Source organism: Marinomonas algarum, from assembly GCF_020532605.1.
GTDB lineage: Bacteria > Pseudomonadota > Gammaproteobacteria > Pseudomonadales > Marinomonadaceae > Marinomonas > Marinomonas algarum.
This window is the reverse complement of the sequence record NZ_JAJATW010000004.1, coordinates 76289-88239: the sequence shown is the minus strand read 5'-3', so window position 1 is coordinate 88239 and position 11951 is coordinate 76289. Positions and strand designations below refer to the sequence as shown.

Sequence of the window (11951 nt, the reverse complement as noted above, 5' to 3'; positions counted from 1 at the left end):
TTTACTACCACAAAGAGTATGCAAAACATCAGTAAATACCGTGTTTTTAGCAACAACGACTTTCTTTTCCCAACAATGACCTCAAGAATGACATCATCATTTATTAACTGAGTCGTTCTTATGAAAACACCATTAAACATACAATTCGTCTCCGACATCATGTGCCCCTGGTGCGTGGTAGGCCTTGGCAATCTCAATCAAGCGCTGGCCGAGCTAGAGGATACGGTCGACGCGACGCTTATCTTTCAGCCGTTTGAACTGAACCCAAACATGCCCGCGGAAGGACAAAACTTCAGCGAGCACATCACTGAAAAATACGGCATCAGCCAAGAACAGTCTGAGCAGAATCGCGCCATGATCCAAGCTCGAGGAAAAGACGTTGGGTTCGACTTTAACTTTTCTGACGATAGCCGTATGCGTAATTCCTTTGATGCCCATCGTCTACTGCATTGGGCACAACAAGAAGGCAAACAAGCTGAGTTAAAAATGGCCATGTTCAAAGCGCATTTTACTCATAATCAAGATGTGAGCGACTTTACCGTCTTAGCAAACCTCGCCGCCAGCGTTAACCTTGATCTAGCCGCAGCCAAAGGCATTTTAGAGAACAATCATTTTGCCGACGAGGTACGCCAGCAAGAATCCTTCTGGCAGCAAAATGACATCACCTCAGTACCGACCGTTATCATCAACAACGCCTACGCCATTTCCGGTGGCCAGCCAGCAGAGGTATTCAAAAGCGCCATTGAAGAAGTGCTTAAGAAAACCGCTGATGAACAGCCTTAATTAAGGACACTCATAGGCGACGTTGTAATAAAAATCTAAAGTGAACGAAAAATACCGGCATGACCATTGCTTGCAAAGGATACGTTCTTAAATTTTTGTGCCATTATTTAAGATCAATCCATTTGCCACCCAGCGAGAGACGGTTATGCCCCAAAAAAGATCGCAATTTCAGTTTCGCCACACCCTTGCTGGACGCACGTTTGGTTTCGTTGACCTGGCTGATTTAATGGCCAAGGCCACGCCCGCACGTTCGGGTGATCGTCTAGCGGGGTTTGCAGCTGAGAGTGCCGAAGAGCGTGCCATTGCGCAAATGACCCTCGCTGATGTGCCTTTAAGCCTGTTTCTTCAACAGGCCCTTGTGCCCTATGAAGACGATGAAATTACTCGCTTGATTCTAGATGACCATGATCTAACCGCTTTCGCCCCTATTGCACACCTTACCGTGGGCGGCTTTCGAGATTGGCTGTTAAGCGATCTAGCCACCAGCGATGTGTTAACGAGCATTCGAGCAGGTGTCACACCAGAAATGGCTGCCGCTGTCAGCAAAATCATGCGCAATCAAGATTTGATTTTGGTCGCGAAAAAATGCCACATTAAGACCGCTTTTCGTAATACCATCGGCTTACCTGGGCACTTGTCGACACGTTTACAACCTAATCACCCTACCGATGATTTAACCGGTATCGCAGCCAGCATGTTAGACGGTTTGCTCTATGCCAATGGCGATGCGGTCATTGGCATCAACCCGGCAACAGACAACGTGCAACAAGCGACGCGCTTGATTAAAATGATGGACGAAGTGATCCAGCATTATGAGATTCCCACCCAATCCTGTGTATTAACCCATGTGACCAACACCATTGAATGCATTGAACAAGGCGCTCAGGTGGATTTAGTATTCCAATCCATTGGCGGCACGCAAGCCACCAACGACAGCTTTGGCTTTAATCTCGCCACGCTCGCTGAAGCCCAAGCAGCCGCGCTGTCACTCAATCGCGGCACGGTAGGCAATAACGTCATGTATTTCGAAACAGGGCAAGGGAGCGCCTTATCAGCCAATGCCCATCACGGCTTGGATCAACAAACCTGCGAAGCACGTGCCTACGCGGTGGCACGTAAATTTAATCCCCTGCTGGTCAACACGGTCGTCGGCTTTATCGGCCCTGAATACTTATACAACGGCAAAGAAATCACCCGTGCAGGGTTAGAAGATCATTTCTGCGGTAAGTTACTCGGGCTCCCTATGGGGTGTGATGTCTGCTACACCAATCATGCTGAGGCGGACCAAAATGACATGGACAATTTATTGACACTTTTAGGTGTCGCAGGCTGCACCTTTATTATGGGCATTCCCGGCTCTGACGACATCATGCTGAACTATCAAACCACCTCCTTTCACGATGCCCTGTATGCTCGACGAGCACTGGGGTTAAAACCAGCACCAGAGTTCGAACTGTGGCTTGAAAAAATGGCCATCGCCAGTAGTCGCAATACCTTTAGCCTAAACGACGCTTTACCAGACGCATTTCACCACTCCCTTAATCGCCTAACAGGAGGTCATTCATGAATGAGCAGAAACACACTTCTGTCGGAAATACCGACGAGCCTGTGACGGAAAACGCTTGGCATACTTTGAATGCTTTTACCGATGCCCGCGTGGGGTTAGGTCGATCCGGTGTGAGTGTCCCCACGAAACATCTGCTTCCTTTTCAACTCGCCCATGCCCAAGCCATTGATGCGGTTCATGCTCAACTCAACATAAATGAATTGGCGCACACTTTATCAGAGCAGCCATGGGCTCCTGCGGGTAAGCCATTTCAACTGCACAGCTTAGCCGTTGATCGAGCCACTTATTTACAACGTCCTGATTACGGCCGTCGGTTGAACAATGAGTCAGCCCACCAGCTCGACGCACACAGAGCAAATAGCACACAAGCATACGATCTGGCTATCGTGGTAGTGGATGGTTTGTCTTCCTTAGCCATTGAGCAGAATACCTTGCCTTTCTTAACAGAACTCTTCGCCTCGTTAGATGACTCAAAACAAGGCTGGCAATTGGCGCCTCTTTGCCTTGTCGAGCAGGGTCGCGTGGCTATTGGTGACGATGTATGCGAGCGCCTTAACGCCCAGTGCGTCTTGGTGCTTATTGGTGAACGTCCAGGACTAAGTTCCCCCGACAGCTTGGGCTTGTATCTCACATGGGGCGGTAAAGTTGGTCTGACCGATGCCTATCGCAACTGCATTTCCAACGTTCGCCCTGCCGGTATGAACTACCCAGATGCCGCGCGTAAAGCCACCTACCTACTCAACGAAGCCCGTACTCTCAAACTGTCTGGCGTCAATCTCAAAGACAGATCCAACGACGATGCCATCGACACCTCGACCAGCACCAACAACTTTTTGGTGGGGTGAGCTATTCGCCCTCAGGTAACTCGAGCTGTCTCTCACTCCTCCACACTCGGATAAGCACGACGTCGGCTTCTTGTCTTAGGTAAACAACGCGAAAAGGTGAATGAATTAACTCTCGGATATAATTCAAACCAAACTCTGGAACTACTCGGCCAGCATCAGGGTGACGCACAAGCATGTCAACATGCTCTAAAATGGCCGTTACATACTCATCACCAATAAGTGGCACACCCTCTTTTCTGTAATGTCCTTGAATGGATTGCAAATCCTCAAGAGCGGACTGTGCAATGCGAAGTTCCATTTAGTCGATACTCAGTGTTTTCTTTGCATCCGCTAGAGAAACAGTCTTGCCCTCTCGGACATCCATAAGACCTTGAGCCACCGCTTTCACAAACTGAAGTTTCTCAGCCGTTTTTTCGTACTCCTCAAGCCCCTGCACAACAGCGACACCACGGCCTCGGCTCGTAAGCAAGATCGGACGGTGTGTATCTTGCGCTCGGTTGACAACCTTTCCCGGATTAACCTTTAAATCTGAAAGAGGCACGACGTCTTCTGAAAATTTTACTTGCATGAGGTATTCTCCGAAAAATAATAACGCACTATTAATAGCACCTGTTAACAGGTGTGGTCAAGAAGATGGTGTCTTTACATGACCCATAAAAAAACCTCCCTAAAATCAAATAAGGAGGCTCTTTCTTATTGGGTATTCGTAACGATATATGTCGGTTAGGATTTCGCAAGATTCAAGTTTTGCAGTGCCACTCGCTCTGGTTCCATCATGTATCGATAAGACACAGCGGCAACAATACCACCAATAAAGATGGCGTAATTGGCTAACGCACTGAATACAAAGGTCGCTAAGATGGCAACGAAACCAGCAATTAACAAGGCATAAACACTCTTATTATTAACGCCGTTGTCGTACCAGTAACGCCCTTTTGGCGACTCGGTATATAAGGCTGCCACATCTATGTGACCCTTTTTAATAAAGAAATAATCCACAATGATAATGCCGTACAAAGGCCCAATCATGGCACCCAGCACATCGACTGTGTAATGAATCACTTCTGGATTGTTGAATAAATTCCATGGCGTAAGCAACACAGAGCCGAACGCAGCGATAAAACCACCCGCTTTAAAGCTGATTTTCTGTGGTGACACATTGGAAAAGTCAAACGCCGGCGCCACAAAGTTCGCCACTATGTTGATGCCCACCGTAGCAAAAATAAAAGTCAGAGCGCCCAATACAGTGATAAAGCCAGAGTCTAAGCGTTTAACGGTTTCCACTGGATCGGTAATCATCTCGCCAAACACCGGAATCGACGCTGATACAATCACGACACTGAATAAGGAGAACAGTACAAAGTTAAACGGCAAACCCAACAGGTTACCCAGCTTTAGTTTTTCATAGCTACCACAGTAACGTGAAAAATCGCTAAAATTGAGCGTCGGCCCAGCAAAGTAGCCAGCGACTAAGGCTATCGCAATCAGCATTTGTGTAATGGCGTCCAGCCCCATTAAGTTATTGGCGCTCAAGCTGAAACTGATGTTTTCCCAGCCAGCTAAATCCACCATGTAAACACACAAAGCGAACATGGCCACATAAATGGCAGGACCTGACCAATCAATGACCTTACGAATCATGTCCATACCAAACATGAACACAATACCCTGTAAAATCCACATAGCAGAGAACCCAACCCAACCAAGATAAGATAGCCCAATAAAAGAACCTTCTGCTAGCGACGCCATTTCAGGAAAGAAATACAAAATAAGAATGATAAAGGAGCTCGACGCTAAGAATGTCTGGATGCCGTACCAGACGACCGCAATTAGACCTCGAATAATCGCTGGGATGTTAGCGCCAAACACGCCAAATGACATTCGTGCGACAACAGGAAATGGCACACCGGCTTTTTGCCCAGGTTTGCCCATCAAATTAGCAAACACCAATACAATAGAGATTCCTGCTAACAAGCTGATAAACACCTGAATGCCGTTTAGTCCCAAGGCAAACAAGCTGGCAGCAAATACGTAGCCGCCAACACTGTGTACATCAGACATCCAAAACGCAAAGATGCTATACCATCCCCATTTTTGATCTTTTTCTGGTAACAGATCACTGTTCGCTAAGCGTGTACTTTGCTCAAAATCTTGATTCATGGCTTTATTCCTTTTTTATTGTATACAATAATGGATACAATTTATGTGCCAATTTTAAATTGGCTTATTTTTAATAAAATAAGACATAAAAACCCAATATAAGGCACTTTTTAGTGCACCAAAACATGACAGAAAGAGCAAGATCACACCAAAAACGAGCATTTTAAATAACTTCATCGTGAGAGATGTACGAATCCACTTCACGTGTTATATTATTTTTTGAAACAGTATCTACATAATATCGTATACAATTTACAGAGAAGATTGCATGGCTACCGACGAACACATACATCAACAGATTCTCAACGCGATCGTTGAGCACCAGTTACCACCCGGTGCTCGACTTCCAGAGGATCGCTTGTCCGAAGCTTTTGGTGTCAGCCGCACAGGTATTCGTAAAGTATTACAGCGCCTTTCGCTTGAGCACTTTGTCGTGATCGAAAAAAATAAAGGCGCTCACGTCAACAGACCAAGTGAAAGTGAAGCATTGGAGGTTCTCGACAGTCGAATACTGATAGAGCCGCAACTAATACCGGCTTTGATAACCCACTGGAACCCAGAACAATCCTCACGTTTTCGTTTGATGACAAAAGAAGAAAAACAAGCGGAAGCAAATGGTCAACTCGCCGAAGCGATTCAGCTAACCGCACGCTTTCATTATGAGCTGGCGCACTTATCAGGTAATAAAGTGCTGGCCAGTTTTGTTGAACAGCTGTGTTATCGCTCTTCGCTAATTTTGGCCGCCTACGGCACACGCGGTAGCGTTGGATGCGAATGCGGCGATCATGCTCAATTGCTCGACATTCTTGATTCAGGGAGTGCGGAAGACGCACAGCATTGGATGAGCCATCATTTAAAACACATAAGGTCTTCATTAATTTTAGAAAGCAAAGAAGACACAAACATAGACTTTCAACGTCTCTTTTCTCGCTAGGATGACCATGAGAATTCAACTTATTAACCCAAACTCCAGTGCCGATATGACTCAGGCAATGGCCCTCAGCGCGCAATCTGTCGCCTTGCCTGACACTGACATTTTGCCTTACACACCATCTCATGGACCGAAAAGTATCGAGTGCGCTTTTGATGAAGTGATTGCCAGCGCCGCCTTATTAGACTTAATAGAAGAAGGTAATCGCATGGGTGTGGACGCTCACATCATTGCTTGCTTTGGCGACCCCGCCTTAGATGCCGCAAGAGAGCTTGCCAACGCCCCCGTTATCGGTATTGCGGAAGCCGCTTTCCAACTGGCTGGATTAATAGCACACAAGTTTGGCGTGGTGACCACCTTAGCCAGAACCCTACCCGCCAGCGAACATTTGCTGCAAAAATACGGCTATCAACACCGCTGTAGTGGCGTTAGAGCCACAGATATTCCCGTATTGGCTTTAGAGAACATCGAAGCTGATGCCTATGAATGCCTCAAGTCTGAATGCCTCGCTGCGATTCAAAACGATGGCGCTGAAGCCATCGTTTTGGGCTGCGCTGGCATGTCGGCGCTGGTGAACAAACTCGCGTCTGAGCTGCCCGTTCCCATCATTGACGGGGTAACCGCCGCCGTCAAACTGGCCGAGGCTTTGCATCAACTGCACTTACAAACATCAAAAATAGGCCAGTACGGTCAACCTGTTAGCAAACCATTCGTTGGTCGTTATGCTCACTGGACACGATAACCAATAGCCATAATGGCGAGACGACAAATAACGATCCGATAAAACACCCAGCCTTATTTCAAAACGGAACAAGATGATGAAACATTATTTAGAGCGCAATTACGCCGGTTACGGCAGACAAGGTATGCCCAATGTGCAGTGGCCGAATCAAGCCCGAGTGGCGGTGCAGTTTGTATTGAATTTTGAAGAAGGCGGTGAGAACTGTGTGTTACATGGTGATGAGCACGCGGAGACGTTTTTGTCGGAAATTTTCGGGGCTCAGCCGTTTAAAGATCGTCACATGAGTATGGAGTCCTTGTATGAATACGGTTCGCGTACTGGGGTGTGGCGTATTTTAAATGAGTTTGAACGTCGTGGTTTGCCGCTGACGGTATTCGCCATTGCCACCGCTTTGCAGCGCAATCCAGAAGTGGCTAAGGCCCTTGTGGAAGGCAATCATGAAATCGTTTGCCATGGCTTGAAGTGGATTCATTACCAAGACATGCCGATCGAGCAAGAGCGCAAGCATATGCAACAAGCGCTGGCGCTGATCGAAGAAGTGACTGGCGTGACGCCAAGCGGTTGGTACACAGGTCGCGACTCGCCAAACACCCGTGCCCTAGTCGCGGAACAAGCCCAGCTCAAATACGATTCAGACAACTATGGTGACGATTTACCTTTTTGGGTAAAAGTTGATACACCCGAGGGTGGCAGCAAACCGCACTTGATCGTGCCTTACACGCTGGATTGCAACGACATGAAGTTTTCTTCGCCCTACGGCTTTAACCATGCGGAGGAATTTTTTCAGTATCTAAAAGACAACTTTGATTGTTTATATGAAGAAGGGGCCACCGCACCCAAAATGATGTCAATTGGAATGCATTGTCGAACGCTGGGCAAACCGAGCCGATTTATGGCGCTAAAACGCTTTCTCGATTACGTACAGTCACACGACCAAGTATGGATCGCTCGTCGTGGTGACATTGCTGACCACTGGATTAAGCATCATTTTCCAGAATAAATGAATGAAATAACGCAAGAAAAAAAATAAAGCGCACAAATTTCGTGCGCTTTGTCTTTTTTTGCACATACTGCGTGCTGAATCCTGTTTCTTACGAAAAAGCGTCTAAACACAGCGCTATTTAGTTAGTCGCATAGTCGCAGTGACTTAGTCAGTAGCAGTTAGTAGCCATCTCTTAGTCTCTCCACTAAACGCCCTGTGTTAATCAACGAGTCCATCGAAGTCAGACGCGGAATGACGTTCTGCAAGGAAAACGTCGCCCCAACTACGATTGACAATACGACCACGCTTCACCGCTGGACGCTGTTCGAGCGCTTTTGCCCAACGCACAACATTTTTGTAACTGGCCACGTCAAGAAACTCCGCCGCATCGTACAAATTGCCCAACACCAAGTTGCCATACCAAGGCCAAATAGCGATATCAGCGATGGAGTATTCGTCACCGGCAAAATAGGTATTGTCCGCCAGATGCTTATCTAGCACATCCAATTCGCGTTTCACTTCCATCGCAAAGCGGTCAATAGGGTATTGTTGCTTGGTCGGTGCATACGCATAAAAATGACCAAAACCACCCCCTAAGTAAGGCGCGGACCCCATTTGCCAGAACAACCAGTTACGACATTCTGTTTTGGCAACGCGCTCAGTTGGCACTAAGGCGTCAAATTTTTCCGCTAGATATTGCAGGATAGAGCCGGATTCAAACACACGAGTCGGAGGCGTTGTGCTGTGATCCATTAAGGCTGGAATTTTTGAGTTTGGATTGATCTCAACGAAACCCGAGCCAAACTGATCACCTTCACCAATCTTGATTAAATACGCATCATACTCTGCTTCAGAGATCCCTAAATCCAACAGCTCTTCGAGCATGATGGTGACTTTTTGCCCGTTGGGTGTGCCTAAAGAGTGAAGCTGAAGAGCATGCTCACCCACTGGCAATACTTTTTCATGGGTCGCACCCGCAATAGGACGATTTGTATTTGCAAACTCTCCCCCATTTTTTGCTTCCCACTGCCACACTTTAGGAGGCACATACACATCACTTAACGCTTTTTCTTGATTCAACTTTTCATCAGAACTCATCACATTCTCCCCAAATAGACACACACCGTGGATAAGTATAATTTTGTCGTAATAGATAGCTTTTTACTTTACACATATTAGATGCAGAGTGGGTCATCCAAATGATCAAAAAATACGTTTTTAACTAGGAAGATCCCAAACAGGCATGAAAAATTGACCTTTCGCCTTAATAATAGCGCAAGCTTGATCGTCTAATCACTTCACTTTATGGCAATCAACCCATTATTCACATCATTATAAAAAAGGATGTATGGCATGACCATTCAACACAGATTCAACCTCACTCTCGGGGCCGTGCTGCTGACCGGCACCGCTACTTTTAGCCAGGTGGCCAGTGCGGCACCACAAACCATGATGGTCGCAGGCGGCTGTTTCTGGTGCGTCGAGTCCGACTTTGAAGGCATTGAGGGTGTCACTGATGTCGTGTCTGGCTACTCCGGTGGCCACACCGATAACCCAACCTACAAACAAGTTTCGTCAGGAAAAACAGGGCACTTTGAAGTGGTAGAAATTCAATTTGATGACGAAAAGGTCTCACTACAAACACTGAGTGATTACTACTGGAAGACCATTGACCCAACCGATCCAAACGGTCAATTCTGCGACAAAGGCGCACCTTATAAGACGGCCATGTTCTACAAGGACGAGACGCAAAAAGCGGTTTTTGAAGCTTCCTTGGCAAAAGTAAATAACACCAAACCTTTTTCAGCAGACATAGTAACGGAAATCTTACCGGCGAAAACCTTCTACCCTGCCGAGGAATACCACCAAAGTTATTACACCAAAAACAGCATTCGTTATGGCTTTTATCGCCTAAGTTGTGGTCGAGACGATCGTATCGAAGCGCTTTGGGGAGAGGTGGCCAGTAAGCAATATCACTGATTCGTGTAGAGAAAAAAGACCGGTCAACGATAGATCTTTGACGCTCATGACCTAACTCTCTACTATTTAGTTATCTTAACCAACCGAAAGACATGATTATGAACCCTATTCTTCAAGCACAAAGTGCACACAAATCCATTCGTAAATACACCGATCAAGCCATTGACGACACTCTAATCACGCAACTGATTCAAGCCGCTCAAGGGGCCGCATCATCCAGTTTCATCCAAGCTTATTCCTTGGTTCAGGTGACATTACCAGAAAACCGCAGTCGTATTGCCGCCTTGGCAGGCGGTCAAAAGTGGGTGGAGTCCGCGGCGGAGTTTTTTGTTATTTGTGCCGATCTTACCCGCGTGGAATACTGCAGTGTTGAACAAGGATTAGGCGAATTAGAAGGCAATGCTGAACACTTTATCGCCGCAACAACCGACGCGACTTTTTTCGCACAAAACTTGATGCTAGGCGCCGAATCCGTCGGTCTGGGTGCTGTCTTTATTGGCGGTATCCGTAACGATCCAACACAAGTGGCAGAGCTTCTCCAATTGCCAAAACATGTTTACCCTGTCTTTGGTCTGTGCCTAGGTTACCCAGATGCTGAACCCGATCTAAAACCCCGTTTGCCTGTCGATGTGATTCTGCACAAAGACCGTTATGACGACAGCCGTTGCGCCAGTGATATAAAAGCCTACGACGAACAGATGCAGGCCTATTACCAAAGCCGCTCTGGCACGAAAAAGATCAGTAACTGGTCCGAGCAAACCGCTGGCGCCGTGCAGAAGAAAAAACGCGAACACATGTTGAGTTTTTTGCAACAACAAGGTTTTTTAAAGCGCTAAAAAGGCATACCATATTACTCTATTGATTTTACTTTCATGCCTCAATGGTAAGACTCATCACGTAAGGAAAAAACATGATCAATCAAGTCCCTAATGTTACCTTTAAAACTCGTATTCGTAATGAAGAGCTAGGCGGTCCGAACCCATTCGAATGGAAAGACGTGACCACTGCCGATTTGTTCAGTGATAAAAAAGTCGTGGTTTTTTCTTTACCAGGTGCATTTACACCAACGTGCTCTACTTCTCATCTTCCACGCTATGAAGAGCTGTACGAAGAATTCAAAGCACAAGGCGTTGATGCAGTTATCTGTCTTTCCGTCAACGATGCGTTTGTTATGTTCCAATGGGGCAAAAGCCAGAATGCGAAAAACGTCTTCTTATTGCCAGACGGCAACGCTGACTTTACTCGTCAAATGGGTATGTTGGTTAAGAAGGATAACCTAGGGTTTGGTATGCGCAGCTGGCGTTATGCTATGTACGTCGAAAACGGTGAAATCAAACAGATGTTCTCCGAAGCGGGTTACCAAGACAACGCACCAAGCGATCCGTTTGAAGTGTCTGATGCTGACACCATGTTGAACTACCTGAAAAACCGTTAATCCGTATCCTTTGCTGCCCACTTTCGCAGCAAGGCTTCTTAAGAGTAGAAAAGCAGAGGCCGATGAAAATCGACCTCTGCTTTTTATTAGGAGAACGACAATGAGTTTACAACCCTTTCACCTTGCTATTCCTGTCTATGATGTTCCGTTAGCGCGCGCCTTTTACCGTGATGTTTTTGGTTTAGAAGAAGGTCGTTCATCGGAGACGTGGGTCGATTTTAACTTTTTTGGTCATCAGCTCGTTATTCATTATCACCCTAAAACACCGACTCAAGAACAAGCGTCGACGAACCCTGTTGATGGTCACGATGTTCCCGTACCACACTTTGGTGTTGTCTTGACTTGGGAACAATGGGAAACCCTTGCTGAACGCCTAACCGCCGAAGGTACGGATTTTATCATCGAACCTTATATTCGTTTCAAAGGCCAAGTGGGCGAGCAAGCCACCATGTTTTTCCTCGACCCTTGTGGCAACGCCCTCGAATTTAAAGCCTTCAAAGACATGGGCCAACTGTTTGCAAAATAG

General features: G+C 46.6%; 14 protein-coding genes. 10 read left to right on the top strand and 4 right to left on the bottom strand.

Going from position 1 to position 11951, the window contains the following annotated elements; translation table 11 throughout:
- Nucleotides 1-120: 120 nt before the first annotated feature.
- From LG368_RS04545 to eutC, 3 genes are all read left to right on the top strand, one after another.
- The gene (locus LG368_RS04545; protein WP_226753548.1) at nt 121-783 is read left to right on the top strand and encodes a DsbA family oxidoreductase; all 663 of its coding nucleotides are present in this window, start codon (nt 121-123) and stop codon (nt 781-783) included.
- 145 nt (nt 784-928) lie between these two features.
- Nucleotides 929-2350 (top strand): ethanolamine ammonia-lyase subunit EutB, encoded by a 1422-nt coding sequence (locus LG368_RS04540; RefSeq protein WP_226753547.1) that lies wholly within the window; start codon nt 929-931, stop codon nt 2348-2350.
- Complete coding sequence (eutC, locus tag LG368_RS04535) at nt 2347-3195, top strand: ethanolamine ammonia-lyase subunit EutC (RefSeq protein WP_226753546.1); 849 nt, start codon at nt 2347-2349, stop codon at nt 3193-3195. Before LG368_RS04540 ends, eutC begins: the two co-directional genes overlap by 4 nt.
- A gap of 1 nt (nt 3196) precedes the next feature.
- On the opposite strand, the gene LG368_RS04530 is transcribed toward eutC, so the two are convergent.
- From LG368_RS04530 to LG368_RS04520, 3 genes are all read right to left on the bottom strand, one after another.
- Nucleotides 3197-3493 (bottom strand): type II toxin-antitoxin system RelE/ParE family toxin, encoded by a 297-nt coding sequence (locus LG368_RS04530; RefSeq protein ID WP_226753545.1) that lies wholly within the window; start codon nt 3491-3493, stop codon nt 3197-3199.
- Nucleotides 3494-3763, bottom strand: a complete 270-nt coding sequence (locus LG368_RS04525) for a type II toxin-antitoxin system Phd/YefM family antitoxin (protein WP_226753544.1) — start codon at nt 3761-3763, stop codon at nt 3494-3496.
- Nucleotides 3764-3918: 155 nt separating this feature from the next.
- The gene (locus tag LG368_RS04520) at nt 3919-5355 is read right to left on the bottom strand and encodes an NCS1 family nucleobase:cation symporter-1 (RefSeq protein WP_226753543.1); all 1437 of its coding nucleotides are present in this window, start codon (nt 5353-5355) and stop codon (nt 3919-3921) included.
- A gap of 268 nt (nt 5356-5623) precedes the next feature.
- On the opposite strand from LG368_RS04520, the gene LG368_RS04515 reads away from it, so the two are divergent.
- The 3 genes from LG368_RS04515 to puuE all read left to right on the top strand — a co-directional run bounded on the left by LG368_RS04515 (nt 5624) and on the right by puuE (nt 8028).
- The gene (locus LG368_RS04515) at nt 5624-6289 is read left to right on the top strand and encodes a GntR family transcriptional regulator (RefSeq protein ID WP_226753542.1); all 666 of its coding nucleotides are present in this window, start codon (nt 5624-5626) and stop codon (nt 6287-6289) included.
- A 7-nt stretch (nt 6290-6296) separates the two neighbouring features.
- Nucleotides 6297-7028, top strand: a complete 732-nt coding sequence (locus LG368_RS04510; RefSeq protein ID WP_226753541.1) for an aspartate/glutamate racemase family protein — start codon at nt 6297-6299, stop codon at nt 7026-7028.
- A 76-nt stretch (nt 7029-7104) separates the two neighbouring features.
- Nucleotides 7105-8028: an allantoinase PuuE gene (gene puuE / locus LG368_RS04505; protein WP_226753639.1), complete on the top strand. Its 924-nt coding sequence runs from the start codon at nt 7105-7107 to the stop codon at nt 8026-8028.
- Between the two features lie 201 nt (nt 8029-8229).
- On the opposite strand, the gene yghU is transcribed toward puuE, so the two are convergent.
- Nucleotides 8230-9108: a glutathione-dependent disulfide-bond oxidoreductase gene (gene yghU / locus LG368_RS04500; RefSeq protein WP_226753540.1), complete on the bottom strand. Its 879-nt coding sequence runs from the start codon at nt 9106-9108 to the stop codon at nt 8230-8232.
- A 255-nt stretch (nt 9109-9363) separates the two neighbouring features.
- Here yghU and msrA point away from each other — a divergent pair, with 255 nt between their 5' ends.
- The 4 genes from msrA to LG368_RS04480 all read left to right on the top strand — a co-directional run bounded on the left by msrA (nt 9364) and on the right by LG368_RS04480 (nt 11951).
- Nucleotides 9364-9990 (top strand): peptide-methionine (S)-S-oxide reductase MsrA, encoded by a 627-nt coding sequence (gene msrA / locus LG368_RS04495; RefSeq protein WP_226753539.1) that lies wholly within the window; start codon nt 9364-9366, stop codon nt 9988-9990.
- A 98-nt stretch (nt 9991-10088) separates the two neighbouring features.
- The gene (nfsA, locus tag LG368_RS04490) at nt 10089-10826 is read left to right on the top strand and encodes an oxygen-insensitive NADPH nitroreductase (RefSeq protein ID WP_226753538.1); all 738 of its coding nucleotides are present in this window, start codon (nt 10089-10091) and stop codon (nt 10824-10826) included.
- A 74-nt stretch (nt 10827-10900) separates the two neighbouring features.
- Nucleotides 10901-11425: a peroxiredoxin gene (locus tag LG368_RS04485; RefSeq protein ID WP_226753537.1), complete on the top strand. Its 525-nt coding sequence runs from the start codon at nt 10901-10903 to the stop codon at nt 11423-11425.
- Between the two features lie 100 nt (nt 11426-11525).
- Entirely contained in the window at nt 11526-11951 is a 426-nt protein-coding gene (locus LG368_RS04480; protein WP_226753536.1) for a VOC family protein, read from the top strand.

Excerpts from the sequence above, each read along its gene's own strand:
- LG368_RS04545 (WP_226753548.1), top strand. The coding sequence starts at position 121 with ATGAAAACACCATTAAACATACAATTCGTCTCCGACATCATGTGCCCC.
- LG368_RS04540 (WP_226753547.1), top strand. The coding sequence starts at position 929 with ATGCCCCAAAAAAGATCGCAATTTCAGTTTCGCCACACCCTTGCTGGA.
- eutC (WP_226753546.1), top strand. The coding sequence starts at position 2,347 with ATGAATGAGCAGAAACACACTTCTGTCGGAAATACCGACGAGCCTGTG.
- LG368_RS04530 (WP_226753545.1), bottom strand. The coding sequence starts at position 3,493 with ATGGAACTTCGCATTGCACAGTCCGCTCTTGAGGATTTGCAATCCATT.
- LG368_RS04525 (WP_226753544.1), bottom strand. The coding sequence starts at position 3,763 with ATGCAAGTAAAATTTTCAGAAGACGTCGTGCCTCTTTCAGATTTAAAG.
- LG368_RS04520 (WP_226753543.1), bottom strand. The coding sequence starts at position 5,355 with ATGAATCAAGATTTTGAGCAAAGTACACGCTTAGCGAACAGTGATCTG.
- LG368_RS04515 (WP_226753542.1), top strand. The coding sequence starts at position 5,624 with ATGGCTACCGACGAACACATACATCAACAGATTCTCAACGCGATCGTT.
- LG368_RS04510 (WP_226753541.1), top strand. The coding sequence starts at position 6,297 with ATGAGAATTCAACTTATTAACCCAAACTCCAGTGCCGATATGACTCAG.
- puuE (WP_226753639.1), top strand. The coding sequence starts at position 7,105 with ATGAAACATTATTTAGAGCGCAATTACGCCGGTTACGGCAGACAAGGT.
- yghU (WP_226753540.1), bottom strand. The coding sequence starts at position 9,108 with ATGAGTTCTGATGAAAAGTTGAATCAAGAAAAAGCGTTAAGTGATGTG.
- msrA (WP_226753539.1), top strand. The coding sequence starts at position 9,364 with ATGACCATTCAACACAGATTCAACCTCACTCTCGGGGCCGTGCTGCTG.
- nfsA (WP_226753538.1), top strand. The coding sequence starts at position 10,089 with ATGAACCCTATTCTTCAAGCACAAAGTGCACACAAATCCATTCGTAAA.
- LG368_RS04485 (WP_226753537.1), top strand. The coding sequence starts at position 10,901 with ATGATCAATCAAGTCCCTAATGTTACCTTTAAAACTCGTATTCGTAAT.
- LG368_RS04480 (WP_226753536.1), top strand. The coding sequence starts at position 11,526 with ATGAGTTTACAACCCTTTCACCTTGCTATTCCTGTCTATGATGTTCCG.